The 20241-nt window shown below is 70.8% G+C and carries 20 protein-coding genes and 1 pseudogene; 10 read left to right on the forward strand and 11 right to left on the reverse strand.

The features are described 5' to 3' along the window. Window positions 1-110 precede the first annotated feature (110 nt). The 3 genes from ACFWY5_RS34120 (at window position 111) to ACFWY5_RS34130 (ending at window position 2420) form a co-directional block, all read left to right on the forward strand. Window positions 111-1133 (forward strand): hypothetical protein, encoded by a 1023-nt coding sequence (locus tag ACFWY5_RS34120; protein WP_379636801.1) that lies wholly within the window; start codon window positions 111-113, stop codon window positions 1131-1133. Further along, window positions 1133-1891 carry a GntR family transcriptional regulator gene (locus tag ACFWY5_RS34125; RefSeq protein ID WP_379625595.1) on the forward strand — a complete coding sequence of 253 codons (759 nt, stop codon included), beginning with the start codon at window positions 1133-1135 and terminating at the stop codon, window positions 1889-1891. Before ACFWY5_RS34120 ends, ACFWY5_RS34125 begins: the two co-directional genes overlap by 1 nt. Window positions 1892-2018: 127 nt before the next feature. Further along, entirely contained in the window at window positions 2019-2420 is a 402-nt protein-coding gene (locus ACFWY5_RS34130; protein ID WP_379625593.1) for a hypothetical protein, read from the forward strand. A gap of 19 nt (window positions 2421-2439) precedes the next feature. Here ACFWY5_RS34130 and ACFWY5_RS34135 read toward each other — a convergent pair whose 3' ends face one another. Then, window positions 2440-3015: a TetR/AcrR family transcriptional regulator gene (locus tag ACFWY5_RS34135; RefSeq protein ID WP_379636803.1), complete on the reverse strand. Its 576-nt coding sequence runs from the start codon at window positions 3013-3015 to the stop codon at window positions 2440-2442. 78 nt (window positions 3016-3093) lie between these two features. On the opposite strand from ACFWY5_RS34135, the gene ACFWY5_RS34140 reads away from it, so the two are divergent. Next, window positions 3094-3270: a hypothetical protein gene (locus tag ACFWY5_RS34140; protein ID WP_379625589.1), complete on the forward strand. Its 177-nt coding sequence runs from the start codon at window positions 3094-3096 to the stop codon at window positions 3268-3270. Further along, a complete protein-coding gene (locus tag ACFWY5_RS34145) occupies window positions 3267-3785 on the forward strand; it encodes a hypothetical protein (protein ID WP_379625587.1) in 519 nt (172 codons plus the stop codon). The genes ACFWY5_RS34140 and ACFWY5_RS34145 overlap by 4 nt, the downstream gene beginning before the upstream one ends. Before the next feature lie 95 nt (window positions 3786-3880). Here ACFWY5_RS34145 and ACFWY5_RS34150 read toward each other — a convergent pair whose 3' ends face one another. The 3 genes from ACFWY5_RS34150 to ACFWY5_RS34160 form a co-directional block, all read right to left on the reverse strand. Beyond that, window positions 3881-5575: an ATP-binding cassette domain-containing protein gene (locus tag ACFWY5_RS34150; RefSeq protein ID WP_379636805.1), complete on the reverse strand. Its 1695-nt coding sequence runs from the start codon at window positions 5573-5575 to the stop codon at window positions 3881-3883. Beyond that, window positions 5572-7392, reverse strand: coding sequence for an ABC transporter ATP-binding protein (locus ACFWY5_RS34155; protein WP_379636807.1), 1821 nt, complete (start codon window positions 7390-7392; stop codon window positions 5572-5574). Before ACFWY5_RS34155 ends, ACFWY5_RS34150 begins: the two co-directional genes overlap by 4 nt. A 197-nt stretch (window positions 7393-7589) precedes the next feature. Next, complete coding sequence (locus ACFWY5_RS34160) at window positions 7590-8174, reverse strand: CGNR zinc finger domain-containing protein (protein WP_379636809.1); 585 nt, start codon at window positions 8172-8174, stop codon at window positions 7590-7592. 339 nt (window positions 8175-8513) lie between these two features. On the opposite strand from ACFWY5_RS34160, the gene ACFWY5_RS34165 reads away from it, so the two are divergent. Both ACFWY5_RS34165 and ACFWY5_RS34170 read left to right on the forward strand, forming a co-directional pair. Further along, the gene (locus tag ACFWY5_RS34165; protein WP_379636811.1) at window positions 8514-9083 is read left to right on the forward strand and encodes a GNAT family N-acetyltransferase; all 570 of its coding nucleotides are present in this window, start codon (window positions 8514-8516) and stop codon (window positions 9081-9083) included. 122 nt (window positions 9084-9205) lie between these two features. Further along, window positions 9206-10468 (forward strand): annotated as a pseudogene (locus ACFWY5_RS34170) (nitrilase-related carbon-nitrogen hydrolase); the annotation flags it as partial. 17 nt (window positions 10469-10485) lie between these two features. Here ACFWY5_RS34170 and ACFWY5_RS34175 read toward each other — a convergent pair. Further along, entirely contained in the window at window positions 10486-11556 is a 1071-nt protein-coding gene (locus tag ACFWY5_RS34175; protein WP_379636813.1) for an AraC family transcriptional regulator ligand-binding domain-containing protein, read from the reverse strand. A 718-nt stretch (window positions 11557-12274) separates the two neighbouring features. Here ACFWY5_RS34175 and ACFWY5_RS34180 point away from each other — a divergent pair. Further along, window positions 12275-13279 (forward strand): adenosine deaminase, encoded by a 1005-nt coding sequence (locus tag ACFWY5_RS34180; protein WP_379636815.1) that lies wholly within the window; start codon window positions 12275-12277, stop codon window positions 13277-13279. 23 nt (window positions 13280-13302) lie between these two features. Here ACFWY5_RS34180 and ACFWY5_RS34185 read toward each other — a convergent pair whose 3' ends face one another. Together ACFWY5_RS34185 and ACFWY5_RS34190 are read right to left on the reverse strand one after the other, a co-directional pair. After that, the gene (locus tag ACFWY5_RS34185; protein WP_379636817.1) at window positions 13303-13992 is read right to left on the reverse strand and encodes a DUF4386 domain-containing protein; all 690 of its coding nucleotides are present in this window, start codon (window positions 13990-13992) and stop codon (window positions 13303-13305) included. A 93-nt stretch (window positions 13993-14085) separates the two neighbouring features. Beyond that, window positions 14086-14991, reverse strand: a complete 906-nt coding sequence (locus tag ACFWY5_RS34190; RefSeq protein ID WP_379625571.1) for an AraC family transcriptional regulator — start codon at window positions 14989-14991, stop codon at window positions 14086-14088. A 183-nt stretch (window positions 14992-15174) separates the two neighbouring features. On the opposite strand from ACFWY5_RS34190, the gene ACFWY5_RS34195 reads away from it, so the two are divergent. Next, entirely contained in the window at window positions 15175-16281 is a 1107-nt protein-coding gene (locus ACFWY5_RS34195; RefSeq protein WP_379625569.1) for an epoxide hydrolase family protein, read from the forward strand. On the opposite strand, the gene ACFWY5_RS34200 is transcribed toward ACFWY5_RS34195, so the two are convergent. After that, window positions 16274-16915: an SDR family NAD(P)-dependent oxidoreductase gene (locus ACFWY5_RS34200; protein ID WP_379636819.1), complete on the reverse strand. Its 642-nt coding sequence runs from the start codon at window positions 16913-16915 to the stop codon at window positions 16274-16276. The two genes, ACFWY5_RS34195 and ACFWY5_RS34200, sit on opposite strands and share 8 nt — an antisense overlap. Before the next feature lie 71 nt (window positions 16916-16986). On the opposite strand from ACFWY5_RS34200, the gene ACFWY5_RS34205 reads away from it, so the two are divergent. Beyond that, window positions 16987-17364, forward strand: coding sequence for a MerR family transcriptional regulator (locus ACFWY5_RS34205; protein ID WP_379636821.1), 378 nt, complete (start codon window positions 16987-16989; stop codon window positions 17362-17364). A gap of 16 nt (window positions 17365-17380) precedes the next feature. Here ACFWY5_RS34205 and ACFWY5_RS34210 read toward each other — a convergent pair whose 3' ends face one another. The 3 genes from ACFWY5_RS34210 to ACFWY5_RS34220 all read right to left on the reverse strand — a co-directional run bounded on the left by ACFWY5_RS34210 (window position 17381) and on the right by ACFWY5_RS34220 (window position 20240). Beyond that, window positions 17381-18268, reverse strand: a complete 888-nt coding sequence (locus ACFWY5_RS34210) for a sigma-70 family RNA polymerase sigma factor (protein ID WP_379636823.1) — start codon at window positions 18266-18268, stop codon at window positions 17381-17383. Window positions 18269-18287: 19 nt separating this feature from the next. Next, window positions 18288-18671: a VOC family protein gene (locus tag ACFWY5_RS34215; RefSeq protein ID WP_379636825.1), complete on the reverse strand. Its 384-nt coding sequence runs from the start codon at window positions 18669-18671 to the stop codon at window positions 18288-18290. Window positions 18672-18743: 72 nt separating this feature from the next. Then, the gene (locus tag ACFWY5_RS34220) at window positions 18744-20240 is read right to left on the reverse strand and encodes a ricin-type beta-trefoil lectin domain protein (RefSeq protein ID WP_379636827.1); all 1497 of its coding nucleotides are present in this window, start codon (window positions 20238-20240) and stop codon (window positions 18744-18746) included. Window position 20241 lies beyond the last annotated feature (1 nt).

The following is a 20241-nucleotide window of genomic DNA, read 5'->3' on the forward strand; positions in this document are numbered from 1 at the left end:
GCCGCAACCGGGCAGAGCTTTCCCGGCTTTCGCCGACGTATCCGGTATAGACCGGATACGGTGGCCCGTGGAATTCGGCGAAGCCCGTAAAGGCCACCGGGAGTGTCTCTATGCGTACCGTTCTTTCCATCGGGGCGGCGGCGGTTCTCGCCTTCACCCTCGCACCCGCCCAGCCGGCGGCCGCCGCGGCGCTGCCAGGGGGCAAGTCCACGTATGTCGTGTCGCAGGGGCATCTCAAGGCGTCCTCCCGGGAGAACTGGGTGCGCCTGGGCAGTTACCGCTTCGCCGCGAACGGCACCGTGACCTCGTCCCTCTACCTGTGGTGGCAGCGCCACCCCGAGGCCAGGCAGGGCACCGGCATGACCCCGGACGCGGGCTGCAGCACCAAGGCGGGCGGCAAGGGGACGCGGGTACGTACCTGCCAGGTGCTCACCGCGGGCGGCTTCACCGGCGCGCCCGACGAGACCCGCACCGGGACGTACACCGTGTCGGGGAACGTCGTGAGCATCCGGTGGAAGATCGCCCAGACGTGGACGGAGCAGTGGTTCGTGCGCCCCTCCCCCGACGGGAAGCTGGCGCGGCTGGACCTCAAGTCCAGTTCGCTCGCCACCCACGGCTACGCCTACGGCAGCAACGCCGCGCTCGGCACCCGGCGCGCGATGAGCTCGGTGAAGGCGCACCCCGGCACGCTCCGGCAGGACCTGACGAGCTGGGCGGGCGGCAGGCTCGTGCCCTCCATGAACCAGCCGTTCGGCCACAAGGCCTTCCGCGCCTGCACGACCACCACGAGCTGCCTGACCTACCTGCAGCCCTCCTCCAACGGCGCCTGCCAGAAGGCCGGCGGCTGCCCCAAGTACGGCGGCGGCACCCGGGCGAACGTCAGCTCCATCCAGTACTACCTCACGAAGATCTCCAACTCCGACCGCCGCGACTCGATGTGGCACTGGTGCACGTGCCTGGCGATGGAGCGCGGCCAGTTCTGCTACACCGGCAACTCCCACGTCAAACCGCTCATGCAGATCATCGACGACAAGGGCGCCTTCCGCGGATGGGTCGGGGCGGAAGCATCGTTCTCCACCGGCGCGCGAGGGGCGGACATGCTGGCGGTCTTCCGCATCAGCGACTTCCGCTGATGGCCCGCACGCCGCATGACAGCTTCCACGATCTCGCGCTGCCACCGGACCTCGACCCCGGCCGCAACAAGGGCGACCAGATCAGGGAGATCCTGGAGCTCATGGTGCGCGCCCTGCCGCCGGGCACGCTGCTGCCCTCGGAACGCTCGATCGCCGAGCGCTACCAGGTGGCCAGGGGAACGGTCCGGCAGAAGGTCCAGGAACTCGTCATGCTGGGCGTGATCCGGCGCTCCAGCGGTTCCGGCACGTACGTCGCCGAGCCGAAACTGCAGCAGGGCACCACGATGGCCTCCTTCAGCGAGGAGATGCGGGCCCGGGGCAGGACTCCGGCCGCCCGCATCCTGTCGGCCCGCACCCGCCGGGCCGGCATCGCCCTCGCCGAGCGGCTCGGTGTCGATCCCGGCGAACGTGTCATCGACCTGCGCAGGCTCCGCTCCGCCGACGGCACGCCCATCGCGATCGAGCACACCCATCTGTCCGCGCGCCGCTTCCCCGGCCTGCCGCGCGTCCTGCGCGATGACATGTCCCTGTACGCCACGCTCAGCGACCGCTGGGACGTGCGGGTGGAGCGGGCCGTGCACCGGGTCTCCGCGATCGCGCTGGGCGAGCAGGAGGCGGCCCTGCTCGGCGCCGCCCCCGCGCTGCCCTCCTTTCTGGTGGAACGGCAGGCCTGGGACCGGCACGGCGCCGTGGTCGAATGGGGACGCTCCACCTACCGGGGCGACTTCTACGACCTCGTCTTCGACGTAGGCACCTGACACGTGCGGTGTTGTGTCAGAGCCCGCGTCAGGGCGGCGACGGCCCGGTATCAGAGCGGTCGAGGAGAGTGAAGGACATGAACGGAGCACCGTTCACCGGCGACTTCACTCCAAGGAGCAGACCATCATGTCCGTCACCCTCACCGACCAGGACAAGCTCACCCTCCGCCTCGCCGCCTGGGGCGCCGTCTCCCTGATGTCGGCCGCCGGCGCCGCCGGTTCCGCCCACCAGGCCGCCACCCACGGCTCCGTCGCCCTGACCTCCGCGACCGGCCAGGTCGGGCACGTGATCACCAAGGCGCCCAAGGGTGCGAAGTACGGCAAGACCGTCGCCGAACTCGCCGACCGGGTGCTGCCCGCCTTGACCGCCGCCATGAACCTGCTCAGGCAGCAGGATCCGGCCGAGGCCGACAACTTCCGCCGTACCGTCATCGTCGCCGCCGAAGCGGCCACCCGGGCCCAGAAGTACCCCAGCCCCACCATGGCCGAGATGACCCGCAAGATCACCGAGGCCCTCGACGCCGCCTGATGGGAGGCGGGCCCGTGGCTCAACCGCCGGCGGTGACTCCGCTCATGACCACCCCGGCCAGCCGTACGACGGCGGCCTCGGAGGGCATGCCCGCGGCGGCCGACAGCGCGTGGAGGCAGTAGCGCGCGAGTTCGGCGGCGGGCACGTCCGCCCTGAACTCCCCGTTCTCCGCCCCCTCCTCCAGCAGGGCGCGGACGAGGTCGGCGAGATGCCGCTGGGCGTGCGCCGGGTGCCGGTCGTGATGCAGGAGCGCGCCCAGGTCGGGGCCGTGTTCCCCGCGCCGCCGCAGGATGCGCGCGTACGCGGCAAGCACCGCCGCCAACCGGCGGCCCGCCTCGCCCGGCCGGTTCGCGATCTCGGTGAGCTGCTGGAGATGGGCGGCGACCTGCCGCTCGTGCCAGGCGGACAGGACCGATTCCACGTCGGCGAAGTACTTGTAGACCGTGGCCCGGCCGATGGCCGCCCGCTCGGCGATCTGCGCCATCGTGACGGACATCAGCCCGCGCTCGACGACCAGCGCCCAGGCGGCGTCCAGAATCGCGTCTCGCACGGCGGCCCGGTGCGCCTCGATGGTCTCGTTCCACAGTTTGGGCACCGTCCAAGCATACGGGACGACAAGGTCGTGACAGATGTCTCCTGTAGCGACATACTGTCTCGCAAAAAGGAGAACGACATGTCTTCCCCGACACCGCCACCGGCGCCGAAGTGGGTAAAGATCTCCGGGATCGTCGCGGCCATCCTGCTCCTGGCGTTCCTCATCGCCCAGGTCTTCGGCGTCGGCGGCGAACACGGCCCCGGCCGGCACGCCTCCCCCGCGCACGCGGCGACCCTCGCGGAGCCCCGCCCGTGATGCCGCCCCGCCTGCGCAAACTCATCCTGACCACGCACATCGCCTCCTCCGTCGGATGGCTCGGCGCCGTCCTCGCCTACCTAGCCCTCGACGTCACGGCCGCGTTCGGCACGGACGTCCCGGCGGTGCGCGGCGCCTACGCCGGCATGGACGTGCTCGTCCGGTTCGCGATCGTGCCTCTGGCCGGGGCCTCCCTCGTCATCGGGCTGGTCAACGCCCTGGGCACGCCTTGGGGGCTGGTGCGCCACTACTGGGTGCTGGTGAAGCTCATCCTCACCGTCGCGGCCACGGCCGTCCTGCTGATCGAGAGCCGGACGGTGCGCTCCCTGACCGCATCAGCACTGAGCGACGCCGACCCGCGCCTCCTGCCCGCGACGCTGCCTCATTCGATCGGGGGCGCGACGGTGCTGGTCATCGCGACGATCCTGTCCGTCTACAAACCGCGCGGCCTGACACGGTACGGCTGGCGCCGCCGTACCGGCCCCCAGCGCCTGCGATCGCGGCCCGGATCCTGAGGGTCCTATTCGTCGAGGGTGTAGGCGCTCGCCTGCAGGGTGAACAGCCCCGCGTAGGTGCCCTCGCGTGCCATGAGTTCCTCGTGGGAGCCCGCTTAGGCGATGGTGCCGTCGGCGATCACCACGATGTGGTCGGCCATGTGCACGGTGGAGAAGCGGTGCGACACCAGCACGATGGTCGCGCCGTCGGTGGCGGCAGCCGCCCGGGCGCGGGCGATGAATCGTTCGAACAGGTCGTGCTCGGCCTGGGGGTCCAGGGCCGCGGTGGATTCGTCGAGGACCATGAGCAGCGGTGTCCGGCGCATGAGGCCGCGGGCCAGGGCGAGCTTCTGCCACTGGCCGTGGGAGAGTTCGGCGCCCTCGTAGACGCGTCCGAGCTGGGTGTCCAGACCGTTGGGCAGCAGGGCGACGGTGGAGGAAGCGCCCGCGGCGTTCACCGCCGCGCGCACGGCGTCGGGGGCGAAGTCCTGCCCGAGGTCGCCCACGCCCACGCTCTGCCCGGCGGGGAACTGGAACTTCACGAAGTCCTGGAAGACCCCGGACGTCCTGGAGCGCCACTGGTCCAGGTCGAGTTCGTCCAGCGGAATCCCCTCCACGGAGATCGTTCCCGAGGTGGGCAGGTACATGCCGGTGAGCAGCTTCACCAGCGTGCTCTTGCCCGCCCCGTTCACGCCCACCAGCCCCACCGTGGAACCGGCCGGCAGGTCCAGGTCGATGCCGTGCAGCACCTGCCGGTCGGTGCCCGGGTAGGTGAACTCCACGCCGCGCAGGGTGATGCCGCGCGTCAGCCGGCGCGGCACCTGCCGTACCCCTGACGGCTGAGCGGCGCTGTAGTCCTGCAGCCAGATGTAGTGGCGCATCACGTTCCCCGCCTCGGCCAGCCTGCCCGCGTTGTGGTCGGTCACGAAGACCTGATTCCGGAGCTGGGTGGCGAGGGTGATCACCAGGACGAGGTCGCCGACGCTCGCCGACCCCGACAGGGCGAGCGTGACGGTGAACGCCACCGCGGCCACGAACCCGGCGGCGAAGAACGCCCACCCGGCCAGCTCCCACACGGCACCCTTGATCCTGGCCCGGAGCTCCACCGCGCCGACGCGCCGCCACAGCTCGCCGGCCGAGGCGTTCAGCGCCTGGCCGCTGCCCGCGATGTGGATCTCCTTGGCCGGTTCCGGCCGCACGCACAGCTCGTGCAGGCGCTGCTCCCTGCGCCCGTCCTCGGCGCCCGCCTCGGTGGCCCGGTAGATCAGGCGCTGGGTGCGGTTGGTCACCAGCAGCGGCGGCAGGCCGAAGAGCGCCAGCAGGGCCAGCACCGGATGCACGCCGAACAGGAGCGTCACGCTCAGCAGCAAGCTGACGAGGGACACCACCATGTCCATCGCGGCGGTGGCCGAGGAGGCGAGCGCCTGCACGCCCTGCCGCAGGATCGAGATGCGGTTCAGGTAGTCGGGCCTGACCAGGTGGTCGGTGGTGGGCAGCGAGGAGGTCATGGTCAGGATGCGCCGGGTCATCACCAGCTCGACCCGCTCCATGATCTCCCCCCAGACGCTGGTGCCGCCCGACCTGCCCACGTACTGGACGGCCAGCGCCACCGCGCCCAGCGCAGCAGCGAGCACCAGGCCGTCCGTCAACCCCACCCCCGCGGAGTCGACGATCCACCGCTGTACGGCCGCCGTCACCGCGACCGCCCCCGCCGACAGGACGGCCAGCACCTGCAGGACGGCCGCGCCCAGCGGATAGGCCCGGTAGGACAGGGCGATCACCTCGCGCAGGATCCGCCACGTCGCCTTCATACGCTGAACCTCGCCGCCTGCAGCCGGAAAAGCCGGGCGTACTCGCCGCCCGACGCCAGCAGTTCGTCGTGCGTGCCGATCTCGGTGATGCGGCCGCCGTCCTGCAGCACGATCCGGTCGGCCCGCCGTACGGTGGACAGCCGGTGGGAGATGAGGATCACCGACACCCCCGGCACGGCCCGCACCACCTGGTCGAAGAACTCGGCCTCGGCGCGCACGTCCAGGTGCGCGGTCGGCTCGTCCAGCACCACCACCCGCCTGCCGCACGCCACCGCGTGCAGCGCGCGGGCGATGGCCAGCTTCTGCCACTGACCGCCGGACAGGTCCGCGGCGCCGCTGCCGCCGCGCCACAGCAGCGTCTTCTCCGCCTGCGGCAGGGCGGCCACCATGCCGGCCGCGCCCGCCTTCTCCAGCGTCTCGGCCACCGGTACGGCGCCGCCCGGAGCGGCCAGCCGGACATTCCGCTCGACGGTCTCCGGATACTGCACGAAGTCCTGGAAGACGGCGGTCATGGTGCGCCGCCAGCTCACCACGTCCAGGTCGGCCAGGTCCCGGCCGTCGATGAGGATCCGGCCGGCGTCCGGCCGGTAGAGCCCGGCCAGCAGCTTGGTCAGTGTAGTCTTGCCGGCGCCGTTGCGGCCCACGATGGCCAGCACCTCGCCCGGCCTGACCTCCAGGGTGAGGCCGTCGAGCACCTTGGTGGCGCTGCCCGGGTAGGCGAAGCTGACGTTGTCGAAGCGGATCTCCGGTGCGCCGCCGCCGGTGACGTGGCCGTCGCGGGGCGGGGACGGCCGGCCGTACCTCCGGGTCAGGTCGGCGAACGCGACCGCCGCGCGTGAGCCGTAGGCGAAGCCGACGACGGTCCCGGCGGAGCCGCTGATCCGGAGCACGCCGACGCCGGCGACCAGGCAGGCGACCAGCGCGTCGGCGGGCAGGCCGCCGGTCAGCGGCGGCACGAGCAAGATCAGCAGGCCGGCCGCGACGTAGAGCAGGCCGCCCGTGCCGAGCTGGCCCAGGACGAAGCGGTGGCGCGCGGTCCAGATCTCCTCGTGGGTGCCGAGAAAGGACGTCCGCCAGCGTTCGGTCAGCCAGCCACCCAGGCCGAACAGCCGTACCTCCTTGCCCGCCTCGGCGCCGGAGGCCAGTTCGGCCGTGTACTCCGTGCCGCGCTCGCGACCGGCCAGCGCGCCGTGTGCCTCGGTCAGCGTGAACCACTGCCTGGCCACGTGCCACCGGATCAGCAGCGCCAGGGCGACCAGGAGGGCTGCCGACCACGGGAGATAGCCGGCCAGCACCACCCCGGCGCTCAGCCCGGCGACCACGGAGTAGGCCGCGCGGAGCTGGGAGACCACCGCGGTGCCGGCGGAACGGACCCGGTAGCGGGGGCCGATGCCGCAGGCCCGCGCGACCTCGTCCTGGAACGCGTGGTCCTCGATCGTGGACAGATCCCGCTGCGCCAGCGCCAGCAGCCGCACCCGCTCCCTGATCCACCCGTCGATCCGATGCGTCAGAAGCTGGTCGAGTATGGCGAGCGCGGCGTCGGTGAGTTTCTGCGCCACGATGAGGGCGGCGAACAGCACCAGCGGGATCAGCGCCGTCGCCAGCCCGCCGGCGCTCTGCCCGCCCCGGCCCAGCAGGGCGGCGACGAGGTGGCCGCTGACCACCGCTTCCAACGCGGGCACGGCCGCGCCCATGAGCCCCACCACGGGCGCCAGCGCACCCGGCCGGCCGCCCGCGCGTACCAGCAGGCGCAGCAGTTCCAGGCTCCGGCGGCCGGTACGGATCGGCCGCGGGTCCGGAGGGTCAGCGCCCTCCACGCCGCCCCCTCGGCCGAACAGCGCCCGCCCATCCGACCATCGCCGCAGCCCTTCATCAGCCCGGGGAAACCGTGCAGATGAGCCTAATGTGCGGACCTCTGCGATTCAATTCTTGACGAAGTTTATTAAATCGGCTACTTCCTGAGCTCCTGGCACCTGAACCGCCGGTTCTGAGGGGATTGCCCTGGCCGGGATGGTCATGGGGTGTCCGCGGCGCGCTGGCGCTGCCTGTCGCGGTAGCGGCGGGCTTTCACGATGCTGCCGCAGCCGCGCATGCTGCACCACCGGGCCGTGCGGTTGCGCGACTGGTCGTAGAACAGCCATCGGCACTCTGGGTTGTCGCACGACTTCAGCCGCGTCCACGTCTGCGTGAGCACGGCCTCGTGTACGGCCGCCGCGAGCGCCGCGATGACGCCTCCGGGGCCGTCCTCGCGTGGCCGGACGGAGGCGACCATGGATCCGTGCAACACGTCGAGGCGTACCGAGGCGGCGTGCGGCGCGGTGAGATCGTTGAACGCGTCGACGGCCGCGCCGGGCGGCCGCTCCCCCATGGTGTTGGCCGCGGCCATCTCGCGCAGGGCGTCGCGCAGCCTTCGTAGCGCCGACAGGTCGCGTGCGGCCATCGGCCGGCCCCCGCTCAGCAAACCCTCACCGACCAGCCACGCGGTGGCGGCTTCCACGTCGCCCAGGGCGTCCTGGCCGTTGTAGAGGTCGTGGGTGTCGACGAACCTCCGCACCACTTCCAGCGCGCCGGGCGCCGCGTTGCTGGGGTCGTTGCTCACGTCGAAGCCTCCTTCGGTCGCACGCCCTCATCACCATCGTATGCCACTTGATGGTAACGGCCCACTTGTTTAACGTCACCATCGTAGCTATGTTGAAGGTGACGGTGAGGGGATTGCGAGCATCGGCCGCGCACGCTCGGGGTCTCGACGTTCCCGCCGTATCGCCAGGCCGGGCGGGGTTGAGCGGGCCTTGAGGATCTTCGGTCGTGGCGCCGCGGACGTCCTGCTGCCGGCGGGAGCCGTACCGTGCGGCACGGTTGTCGACCACGCTGGTTCTCGTCGTCGGCGGGCGCCTGGGGAGTCTCGGAAGTGACGGCAGGCAAGGAAGGAGCGCCCCGCATGACGGATTTCACGACGGCACCGCTCACACCCGCGATCTGGAAGGACTTCGAGCGGGTCATGGGCTCGAACGGCGGCGCGCGCGGATGCTGGTGCATGCACTGGCGGCTCTCGTTCAAGGAATGGGAGGCCGGCGCGGGAGACGGCAACCGGAACGCGCTGCGTGAACGCTCGAAACAGCGGCCGCCACCCGGGCTGGTGTGCTACCTGGGCGACGAGCCCGTGGGCTGGGTCGGGATCGGCGAACGCTCGGAGTACCCACGCCTGCAGCGTTCACCGGTGACCAAAGCCCTCGACGACACGCCGACCTGGGTGATCACCTGCTTGTTCGTCCGGCGCGACCACCGCCACCAGCGGCTTCAGGCGAAGATGATCGCCGCCGCGTGCGACTTCGCCGCCGGGAACGGGCAGCACACCGTCGAGGGCTTCCCCGTCGACCCGGCGCCAGGACAGATCGCGGGCGCGGACAACGCCATGACCGGCATCGCCTCGGCCTTCCGGGAAGCCGGGTTCACCGAAGTGGCACGCCGCAAGAAGGACCGCCCGGCGATGCGCCGTACCGTCACCTGACGGCCACCGCCCGGGGAACGCGGGCACGTCTTGGTCACGGAATCGGAGAGGTACGGTCGCAGCCCCCGCCACCAGCGCACACCTAGCGTCGAGCACCGGAATCGACTCCACGGGAGGACCGGATGCGGGACGCGAAATGGCGCTGGGCGTGGCTGGCGGCGGGAGGGCTGCTCTGGCTCCTGTCCGTGCACGGGCGCTACGACATAGCGGTGGCGGCGTGGCTGGCTCCGGTCTTTCTCCTGCGGTTCGTACGGCTGAGCCCGGCCTTCACCGGCTTGCTCCTGGTCTGGGTGGCCTCGGCCGCGGCGGGACTGTTCTGGATGGCCGAGACCGTCGTCCCCATGACCCCGATCACTGTGCTGGGCGTGATCGCGCTGGGCACGCTGACGATCCTGCCGTACGTCGTGGACCGGCTGCTCACCCCGGCGCCCCTATGGGTCTTCCCAGCGGCCATGGCGGCCTGCGGGTTCCTGATGACGCTCCTCAGCCCGTTCGGCACCGCCTTCGGCGTGCCCGCCGCGACCCAGCACGACAACCTGGCCCTGCTCCAGGTCGTCGCGCTCACCGGGCCGTACGGGGTGAGCTTCCTGATCGGCTGGTTCGCGAGCGTCGCCAACCAGGTCTGGGAGCGGCCTTCGTGGCGGGCGCCGGCGGTGTACGCGGGCGTGATGGTTCTCGTCCTGATGCTCGGCGGGGCCAGGCTCGCGTTCCTGCCACCCGGCGGGGCGACCGTGCGGGTGGCGGGCATCAGCCCGGACACGTCTGTCACGCGGGACCTGCGTGGCGTCATCGGCGAGGACACGTCGCCGGCCGAGGTGGCCGTGATGGATCCGGCCATGCTGCGGGCCGCGTACACCAAGGTCAACACGAACCTGCTGCAGAGGACGCGGGAGGCCGCGCGTGAGGGGGCGAAGATCGTCGTCTGGTCCGAGCAGGCGGCGAACGTGCTGGCCGGCGACGAACGGGCGTTCCTGGCCGAGGTCGCCGCCGCCGCGCGGGAGAGCGGGATCTACCTGCAGGCCGCGGTGTCCGTCGGCCGGCCCACGGCCAATCGCGTGTACCTGTTCGACCCCTCGGGCCGGCAGGTCTGGGTCTACGACAAGGCCCATCCCATCCCCGGCCTCGAGAACTACCCGGCCGGTAACGGGGTGGTGCCGGTGACGGCGACGCCGTACGGGCGGCTGGCCACGGTGATCTGCTTCGACGCGGACTTCCCCGAGCTCATGCGGGTGGAGGCGGACATCATGATCGTCCCGGCCCGCGACTGGGCGGAGATCGGCCCGGTCCACAGCCAGAAGGCGCAGCTCCGGGCGATCGAGAACGGCTACTCCATGCTCCGTCAGGCGGAGTTCGGCGTGTCAGGGGCCTTCGACGCGCAGGGGCGGACGCTGGCCGCGCACGACTACGCGGGCGCCGATCGGCACGTGGTGTTCTCCGACGTGCCGATCCGGGGTTCGGCCACGCCGTACCGGGTGATCGGCGATGTCTTCGCCTGGTTGTGCCTGGCCGGTACGGCGCTGCCGATCGTCTTCAGGCTGTGGCGGTACTCGCCGGGCGGGCGCCCGAACCAGCGGGTGAACGCGCGGCGGAACGCGCTGGGCTCGGAGAACCCGAGCCGGTAGGAGAGCGCGTCGATGGACTCGCCGCCCCGGCGCAGGCTGTCCAGGGCGATGTCGCGCAGCAGTTCCTCGCGGATCCGGTTGAAGGACGTGCCTTCCTGCCGCAGGAGCCTGCGCATGTGCTGGACGCTGACCGACAGCCGGGCGGCCACGTCCTCGGCGCGGGTCCAGGTGGTCATGTCGCCGCGTTCGATGACGTTGCGGACCCGGTCGGCGGTCGTGGTGCCGTAGTCGCGGTGCAGGAGCAGGTCGGCCGGGGAGCGGCGGATGTAGCGCAGCAGTTCGCGCTCATCGCGCACGATCGGGGCGCTGAGCAGGCGGGCGTCGAAGCTGAGGGCGGCCGAGGGGGCGTCGAAGCCGGGCGCGCGGCCGAAGATCGGGGCGTACTCGGCGCTGTAGCCGGGTTCGGGGAAGGGCAGTTCCAGGCCGATGAGGGCGATGCGCCGCGCGATGAGCCAGGCCGGGAAGCGGTGCACGAGGCTGAGCATGATCTCGGCGGCCAGGGGCGAGGTCTGGGTCTCGGCGGCGAGCTCGATCCGGGCCGTCGAGCCGTCCACGACGAACCTGCTTTGGGTGTAGCCGGTGGTGATCGCCGCGAACTCGACCAGGCGCTCCAGGGCGGCGCGCAGGTCGGGCGCGTGGATCAGGGCGAGGGCGATCATCCGGAACGTGCCGGGCGGCACCGGTCTGGGGCCGACGCGCAGGAGTTCGTCGCCGGTGACGTGCCAGAGGTGCCGCATCACGGTCACCGCCTGGTCGCAGTCCACATGAGTGGCGCTCGCCTGCCGTACCTCGACTCCGGCGGCGGCCGCAGCCGTACGCAGAAAGTGGCTCGGAACTCCATTTATCGACATAAGCCCCTCCCTGAGCTGGACCGTAGCATGCGCGTTTCGGTCACACACCGCGCGAGCTTGGATCCCGGGTTGTACGGCGAGGTGGATGAGGAGCCGGTGTCCGGGGCGGGCGCGAAGTAGTGCACGGCCAGCAGGGCGGCGCAGATGAACAGGTACGGGCCGATCGTGAACCAGATCGCCCGACGCTCCAGATTGGGGCGCCTGAACTGCGGCTTGTCAGTGCCATGGGGCGTGGTCATGAGGAAACTCCTTCACATGATCTACACGGCGGCTTTCGCGCAGGCCGGTCGGCTGTGTGCCCGGGGCGATGGAAACGGAGAATCGCCCCGCGCTCACCGGGCTGTGGGGTGGATGCGCGACCGCTCGTACTCGCGCGGGGCACGAAGCAGGTGGCGTGTATTCGCGATTCCCTCTTGTTCGATATGCGAGCGCCATGGTGATCAAGGCGGACGACCTTGACATCGCCGCGCTGCGCGGCGGGAGCAGTTCCGGAGATATTCCTGCGCGATTCAGCGGCTCACCGGATAGACTCGCCGTGAAGGCAACAATCACATTGGCTTCATTCGCCGAGAAAGGCCCTTCCCGGTTCGCCGGGTGGGGTCTTTCTCATTCTTGATTGCGCCACGGCCGGCTGGATCACGTCCATAAACCGACCGCCCACCACGCCGGCCCGCGCCTGTAGGGTCGTCTGGTGAAGGCTCTGGATTCCCTCGCGAGCTTGCCGAAAGCCGATCTGCACGTCCATCAGGAAGCGACCCGTTATCTCGATCTGATCCTGGCCGAACGCGAAGGCCGGGAGCCGTACGACTGGGCGGCCTGGCGCCGGCGGCTGGCGGCCGAGATCCCGCCCGGCAAGGAGCGCTTGCGGCGGGTCGGGTCGGTGCAGCCGGTTCCGCTCGGACACGACGATGACGACGAGTTGTTCGTCGCGAGGTTCGCGGCGCTGATGCGCGATCACGCTGCCGCCGGCGCGTGGTATGTCGAGATCCGCTGCGGCGGTGAGGTCGTCACGCGTGACGGCTTCATGTCGATGTTCCGGCAAGCCGAGCGGCAGGTGCGTACCGACTATCCGCACCTGCGCGCCGAGGCACTGGCGATCGTCATCCACGCGGGGCGGGATCCCGGACGCGCGGACGCGTTCGCCGACGGCTGCGTCCGCGCGGCCGGGGAAGGGCTGGCGGGGGTCGACTTCCTCTATGCGCCGTACGACACCGAGGCGGACTGGGCCCCCATGTACCGGCTGGCGGAGCGCTTCGCCGAAGCCGGACTGGGGATCACGGCGCACGCGGGCGAGCTGTCGACGGCCAACATCGCCGCCGCGGCGCGCATGCCGGGTCTGACCAGGATCGGGCACGGCATCCACGCCGCGGCCGACCCGGAGCTGCCGAAGCTGCTCGTTGACCGGGGTGTGACGCTGGAATGCGCGTTGACGTGCAACGACTACTTCGGCGTCCTGCCGGAGCTCGCGGAGCACCCGCTGCTCCGGCTGGTCGAGGCGGGCGTCGCGATCACCCTGGCCACCGACAATCCCGTCCAGCTCAGCACGACGATCGAGCGGGAGTACGCCGCGGCGGCGCGACTCGGCATGAGCGTCGATCAGCTCGCCGGCTTCACCCGGAACGCGATCCGGGCGGCGTTCACCTCGGACGAACGCAAGTCCGCGATGCTCGGCGAGCTGAGCGAGATCGGCCAGGTCGGTGATTTCCCCGGCGGATCTCGCTGAGCGTTGCCGGTCCGGGGGGCGTGTCAGCCGCGCTGGGCTTCGTGTGCCGCGGTCCGTGTCCTGGTGTCGAAGCCCTTTGCGATCAACCAGATGGCCAGGACCAGGCTCTGGAGCGCCAGTGGCGCATTGATGGCCAGGTAGACGGGTGTGACGACGTCGGTCAGGCCCACCAGCACCAGGAAGCTGGCCAGCATGGCCGACCCGGCCCCGAGAAGGCCCCAGAGGGACAGCCAGCGAGGCACAAGCCTCGATCGATACAGAATCCCGAACAGCAGGAGATCCCCGAGACCCAGCGAGATGATCAGCGCGACATGGTTGACGAAGTCGCGCGCGGTTCGTAGCAGCTCACCCATGGTCGCAAGGTGAGCCGCGCCGCCTTGGGCGAATTCCTGGCCCAGCACCAGGAACAAGGGCAGGAGAATCACGCCGATGAAATGGAACGTCGCGGCGACCAGCCTGAATCCGAGGAATCCCAGACTGAGCGCTTCATTCACCTTCCTCAACGTGGGGTACAGGCACAGCGCGAACCCGACATAGGCCGGGATCATGATGAACTGGGAAACGGCGCCGACGATGATCTGCTTCTCGTGCGCCGGGATGAGAGCCAGATAGTTCGATTCCTCGATGACGGGAACGACACTCAGCATTCCCGCGATCATGCCCACGATGACCAGCGCGCCGGCCATGGCGGCCGCGCGCCTGTTTTCCTTCATAGCACTCTTCTCGTAGACGTCGAAGCACTTACACCGTAAGGGCAACTGAGGCCGACCTTATCCTTACGGAGTAAGGTTCGCAAGCCGGCGGCCTCAGATCGGGCGGCGGGTGGCGGAGGGTAGCTCGCCGTACTTCTGGAAGTAATGGGCGGCGAAGCGGCTCAGGTGGGGGAAGCCCCACCGCAGCGCCACGTCCGTGACGCTCGTCGACGCGCCGGTTTCGGCGATCGTCCGCAGGTCGGCGTGGGCCTTGGCCAGGCGGACCTCGCGCAGGTACGCCATCGGGGTCGTCTGCATGTGTTCACGGAAACTCGCCTGCAGGGTGCGTACACTCACCCGGGCCGCCGCGGCGATGTCACGCAGCGAGACGAGCTCCCCCGCATGGTCTTCGCAGTAACGGCGGGCCCGCCGGAGCGCCGCCTGACCGGCGAGCGGGGCGGGTTCGGCCACCACGGCGGCGAAGTTCCCGGCGTGCGAGGCGACCATCGTGTGCAGGAGGAACTGCTCCATGTGGTGGGCGGCCAGCGGCGAGGCCGTGAACGACAGCACCCCCTCGGCAAGACCGCGCAGCGCGCCGCCGAACGGGCCGTCGATGGCGATCTCCGGCTCGAAGACGGGCACCCGCGGGGACGGGCCGCTGAGGTAGTCCGCCAGCGTCCGCTCGACCTGCGCCTGCGGGACCTGGACGATGAGAACCTCGTGGTTGACGCTCCAGTTCATGACGGGCCGCTGCCCCGGGCCGATGACGGTGATCGGGGTGCAGAGCTCGCGCCGGTCCACGCTCAGCCGCCCGTGGCCACGCAGCGGCACGTGGATGTAGAAGTCCTCCAGGTCGCGCACGCTCACGCTGATCTCCGCCCCGTAGGCGAGCGTCTGCATCGTGAGCGTCCCCCGGTGCAGCGGCCGGTAGCGCGCGCCGTCGGGACTGAGTTCGCGCACCTTCAGCTGATGCGGCGCGAAATGCCGCGTGACCAGGTCATGCATTTCGTCGACCAGCACGTGGCCCCCCTTATGCCGATGGCGCACATCTTGCCGTTTCCGGAACACGAGTGGAAGCCGGTTGTCTATCCGGAATGCGCGATTACGGACGCGGTTGGCGGATACCCCGCCGGGTCGCGCTCCGGCAGGGTGGTTCAGGCGGGAAGCGGGGGCTCTCGCGCACCGACCACCACGGAGAAAGTCATGAGCGCGCACATTCAGACCTTTCACCTCGATATCCCGGACGCCGCCGTCGACGACCTGATCGAACGGCTCGGCCGTACCCGATGGCCTGACGCGATGCCGGGACTGGGGCACGGCATCGCCCAGGAGCGGGTCAGGGAACTGGCCGAGTACTGGCGCACCGGCTACGACTGGCGGGCCGCCGAGGCGCGGCTGAACCGGTTACCGCAGTTCGTCACGGAGATCGACGGGCAGCGCATCCACTACGCGCACGTGCGCTCCAGCCGTGACGACGCGCTGCCGCTGCTGATCACGCACGGCTATCCGAGTTCGTTCGCCGAGTTCGAGAAGCTCGTTCCCCTCCTGCTGGAGCGCGGCTTCGACCTGGTCATCCCGTCGTTGCCCGGATTCGGCTTCTCGGCTCCGGTGCGTGAGCCGGGCTGGGCGATGGGCCGCACCGCGCGGGCGTGGGCGTCGCTGATGGCCGCGCTCGGCCATTACCGGTACGGCGTGCACGGTGGTGACGTGGGCGCGGGGATCTCCGGGGCCCTCGGCGCGCTGGACGGCGAGCACGTGGCGGGAGTCCATCTCGTCACCGACCCGTACACCGCCGCGGCCACCGCGACGTTCCTGCCGTGGGTCTCCCAGAGGCTGAATCCGGACGACGAGATCGACAAGCTGGCTCTGAGCCGCATGGAGGAGTTCAGGAAGGAGGACTCCGGCTACCTGGCCATCCAGAACACGCGCCCGCTGACGCTGGGTTTCGGACTGACCGACTCGCCGGTGCTCCAGCTCGCGTGGATCGCCGAGAGCTTCGACGCCTGGACCGACCTGCCGATCGACCTCGATCAACTGATCACCAACGTCAGCATCTACTGGTTCACCAGCACGGGCCCGTCGGCCGCCCGGTTCCTGTACGAGCAGCACCACGCCTCGGACTGGGGCGCGCCGCCCACCGTGCCCGTGGGTTACTCGGTCTTCGGCGCCGACCCGACCGTACGCCGCCTGCTGGAGCCCGCCGAGGGGGTGCACTGGGTCGAGCACGAGCGCGGGCGCCACTTCCCGGCCATGGAGGCGCCCGAACAGCTCGCCGAGGACCTGTCCGGCTTCTTCGACGGACTCAGATGACGACCTCGTGCTCCCACGCCGGGCGCGGCTGGAGATGCAGGCGCCAGTAGTGCTCGGCGATGTCCGCGGGGTCGAACGCGGTCCCGGCGGCGACCACGCCGCCCACCGTGACGCTCGCCGCGTGCACGCCCGCCGGGCCGTACTCCTCGTCGAGTGCGGCCACGAGCGTGCGGAGCCCGGCCTTGCCCAGCGACAGGCTGAGGTACCCGGCCCTGGGCTCCGGCATGCCGCCGGTGACCAGGAACGTGCCGCCGCCGGACCGTGCCATGCCGGGCAGAACGTGCGCGGCCGTCACCAGCGCGCCGCCCACGTTCACCGCCCACCTGCCCAGATGGCCGTCGAGCGACAGCTCTCCCGGCCGGTCGGGCCGGATCACCGCCGCGTTGTAGACCACCACCTCCGGCACTCCCAGCTCGGCCAAGATCTTGTCCAGGGCCGCGCGCAGGCGGCTCTCGTCGCCCGCGTCGGCCGTGGCGGTCAGCACCGCCGCTTCGCCGCCCACCGCCGCGGCGACCGCGCGTACCGTCTGCTCGCTGCGCGCGATGAGCGCGACGGACCGGCCCTCGCGGGCGAACCTGCGCGCCACCGCCTGCCCGATCCCCGGACCTGCGCCGATAATCACTACTCCGGACATAAGCGACTCCTCCTTCGTGTTGGCACGGACACTAAGGCGTCACACCCATGTGAAGGTCAACGGAGGAGCCCGTGCGCATCAGCGACCTGTCCGAGCGATCCGGCGTCAGCCGACGGCTGCTGCGCTACTACGAGGAGCAAGGCCTCCTCCATCCGGTACGGCAGGCCAACGGCTACCGCGACTACGCCGAATCCGACGTCGTGGCGGTCCGGCACATCCGCCTGCTCCTGGAGGCCGGGCTGCCGACCGTGGTGATCGGCCGGTTGCTGCGGTGCGTGCACGACGACGGCGGCAGGGCCGTACCGGCGCCGTGCCCCGGCATGGTGAACCAGCTCCGCCGCGAACGCACCAGAATCGCCGAGACGATCGGCAAACTGCAGACGTCCCAGAGGGCCTTGGACGGGCTGCTGGCCGACGCACTGGGCGCCTTCGCCCGGTCAGGGATCTAGGCTCGGGCCGGCCCTTTCAGGGGCACCCAGCGCCTTCGCGGGGACCAGGCAGGTCCAGGGACGCGAGCCTGGCCGGGTCGGTCACGATCGTGATGGCCGCGATCCGGCCCTCGGCGACGGTGAACGCGATGAGCGAGAGCGGCGCGCCGTCCTCCCGCCACGAGACGATGCCGGGCCGGCCGTTCACGAGCACGTCACGTCCCCGCGCCGCCGTGGTGGCCGACAGCCGCGCTCCGGCGGCGACCTTGGTGGCGCCGAGGACGACGACCACGCCATCGGCGGTGCCGACGGTCAGCTTCACCTCGGGGTCGAGCACGCGCAGCAACCCCTCGAAGTCGCCTTGCCGGGTCGCCGCCAGGAAGGCCCGGACCACCTCCCGATGCTCCTGCCTGGCTTCGGGCGGCTGCTCGGTCTCCCGCACCTTCCTGCGGGCGCGGCTGGCGAGCATCTTGGTGGCGTCGGCGGACTTGCCGAGGATCTGGCCGATCTCCTCGAACGGCACCGCGAACAGGTCGTGCAGCACGAACGCCAGCCGCTCCCCCGGCTTGAGCGAGTCCAGGACGACGAGCAGCGCCAGTCCGACCGAGTCGGCGAGCGCCACGTCCTCCTCCGGCGCGGGGCTCTCGTCGGCCGCCACGACGAGGTCGGGCAGCCGGTCGTCGTAGGCCGCCTCGGGGCGGGTCTGGCGGGCGCGCAGGACGTCGAGGCTGATCCGGCCGACCACCGTGGTGAGCCAGCCGGCCAGGTTGCCGATGGCGGCCGGGTCCTGGCGGGCAAGCCGTAGCCAGGCCTCCTGAACCGCGTCCTCGGCGTCGGCGTGCGATCCGAGGACCCGGTAGGCGAGCGCGCGCAGCCGGTCACGCTGGGCTTCGAACACGTCGGCCACCAGGCTGGAGTCAGCCACCTCTGCACCTTTCCCCGGATCAGCGGTGCTGCTGGCGGAGGGAGATCCGGTTGCCGTCCGGGTCCACCGCCTCGATGCGAACGCCGAAAGGGTAGTCCACGGGCTCGGGCGCGTCGAAGGTCACGCCTCGCCGGCGGAACACCTCGAAGTCCTTCCTCAGGTCGTCCGACTCGAGGATGAGCGGGCCGGGCGCGCCGCCCGCCTCGGCCGGTTGCCCCGAGGCGGGCGCGTGCTTCCAAAGAATGATCTTGACGGGGTTTCCGGGGATGCCCACGGTGAGGAAACGTCCGTCAGGGCCCGGATAGTCGACGTGCTTCTCCAGTCCGAGCCCTTCGGTGTAGAACGTCAGCGCGCGGTCCTGGTCGGTGACGTAGACCGTCACGTACATGATGGTGGTCAGCATCCTGCTCTCACTCCATGGTCGGTCGACGAGTTGTCGCCTGTATGACGGGAGCGGGCGGGAAGAGGTAACAGGTCAGCCGCGCCACCACTTCTGGTTCGCGCCGCCGTGGCACTCGTACTGGATCAGCGCCGCCCCGGTGCCGCCCCAGTCCTTGACGTCCACGCACTTGTTGGACTGCGGGTTGACCAGGTCGCCCGCGCCGCTCAGCACGAACTGCTGCGCGGGGTTGCCGCTGCAGTGGGCGAGCTGGATGACGGCGCCGTTGTCCCTGGAACCCCAGGCCACGTCCATGCACAGCCCGAAGGCACGGATGGTGCCGTCGCCCGGGAACGTCCACCTCTGCGCGGGGCTGGTGTTGCAGTCCCAGAGCCACAGGGCCTGCCCGTCGGCCCCGTTGCCGTAGGGGACGTCGATGCACTTGTTCTGCCAGCCGACGATGCGGCTCGTGCCGCCTCCTCCGCCGGTCGTGGTGAGGCTCAGGCCGTACGCGCCGAGGATCTCGTTGACCGGCTGGAAGAAGGTGTTGCCGCCGCCGGCGCAGTTGCCCGACGCGCCCGAGGTGACGCCCTGCGCCTGGTCGCCGCTGATGAAGGCGCCGCCCGAGTCGCCGCCCTGCGCGCACGCGGAGGTCTGGGTGAGCTGGTGGACGAGGGCGCCGCCGCCGTAGTCGACGGTGACGTTCTTGGCCTGGACGACGCCGCAACGCCAGCCCGTGGTACGGCCGGAGCGGCAGATCGAGGCGCCGACCACGGCCTCCTGCGATCCGGCCACCACGGCGCTGCCGCCGCCGTAGTTGTTGACCCACGGGCGGGGCGTCCAGTCGCCGTTGGTGCGTACCCAGCCGTAGTCGTTGCCGGGGAAGGACGAACCCGCGACGGTGCCCTGGCTGACGTTGTTGTAGCCGAGGGTGGGACTGCCCGCGCCGCCGCAGTGACCGGCGGTGACGAAGCCGCCGTTGCTGACCGAGAAGCCGACCGAGCAGAGGGTGTTGCCGTTGATGACGTACTGGTCGCCGCCGCGGAGGTCGTAGAGGGTGCGCGGCCGCTGCGAGAGGGTGATCCGCACGTCCCGGGCGGGTACTCCGGCCTTCCGCACGAATCGTTCGGCCGAGGAGATGTCGGCGGCCGACACCACGACGGTGTTGCGCGCCGGGTCGACGTGCCAGGAGTGGACGTTCTCGCCGGGTCCGGCCTGGTCGAGCCTGGCCTTGGTGGCGGCGAGGTCCTGCTCGCTTCTGGAGACCTGAACGGGCAGGGCGCCCGCCGTACGGACCAGGCCGGCGTCGCGGGGGGTCAGGACGGCGACGGCGAGCCGTCCTTGAGCGGCGTCGAACCAGGCGCCGGCGAACCGGTCGCCGAGACGGCCGCGAACCTGGCGCTCCACCACGGCCGCGGCGGCCTCGTGCGCCTGCCGGACCCGGGCCTGCGCGGGGGTAAGGCCCAGGTCGCGCTGTAGGGCTTGGTCGGCGGAGGAATCGGGCGGCGGCGTCGGTACGGCATGCGCGGGGGACGTCGGGACGATCACGAGGGCGGCGAGGAGCGCCCCGCCGGCTAACAGGGTGAGTCTCACG

Source organism: Nonomuraea sp. NPDC059007 (genome assembly GCF_042740555.1).
Taxonomy (GTDB): Bacteria; Actinomycetota; Actinomycetes; order Streptosporangiales; family Streptosporangiaceae; genus Nonomuraea.

Excerpts from the sequence above, each read along its gene's own strand:
- ACFWY5_RS34165 (WP_379636811.1), top strand. The coding sequence starts at position 8,514 with ATGACGGATTTCACGACGGCACCGCTCACACCCGCGATCTGGAAGGAC.
- ACFWY5_RS34140 (WP_379625589.1), top strand. The coding sequence starts at position 3,094 with ATGTCTTCCCCGACACCGCCACCGGCGCCGAAGTGGGTAAAGATCTCC.
- ACFWY5_RS34195 (WP_379625569.1), top strand. The coding sequence starts at position 15,175 with ATGAGCGCGCACATTCAGACCTTTCACCTCGATATCCCGGACGCCGCC.
- ACFWY5_RS34185 (WP_379636817.1), bottom strand. The coding sequence starts at position 13,992 with ATGAAGGAAAACAGGCGCGCGGCCGCCATGGCCGGCGCGCTGGTCATC.
- ACFWY5_RS34215 (WP_379636825.1), bottom strand. The coding sequence starts at position 18,671 with ATGCTGACCACCATCATGTACGTGACGGTCTACGTCACCGACCAGGAC.
- ACFWY5_RS34130 (WP_379625593.1), top strand. The coding sequence starts at position 2,019 with ATGTCCGTCACCCTCACCGACCAGGACAAGCTCACCCTCCGCCTCGCC.
- ACFWY5_RS34120 (WP_379636801.1), top strand. The coding sequence starts at position 111 with ATGCGTACCGTTCTTTCCATCGGGGCGGCGGCGGTTCTCGCCTTCACC.
- ACFWY5_RS34125 (WP_379625595.1), top strand. The coding sequence starts at position 1,133 with ATGGCCCGCACGCCGCATGACAGCTTCCACGATCTCGCGCTGCCACCG.
- ACFWY5_RS34175 (WP_379636813.1), bottom strand. The coding sequence starts at position 11,556 with ATGTCGATAAATGGAGTTCCGAGCCACTTTCTGCGTACGGCTGCGGCC.
- ACFWY5_RS34150 (WP_379636805.1), bottom strand. The coding sequence starts at position 5,575 with ATGAAGGCGACGTGGCGGATCCTGCGCGAGGTGATCGCCCTGTCCTAC.
- ACFWY5_RS34200 (WP_379636819.1), bottom strand. The coding sequence starts at position 16,915 with ATGTCCGGAGTAGTGATTATCGGCGCAGGTCCGGGGATCGGGCAGGCG.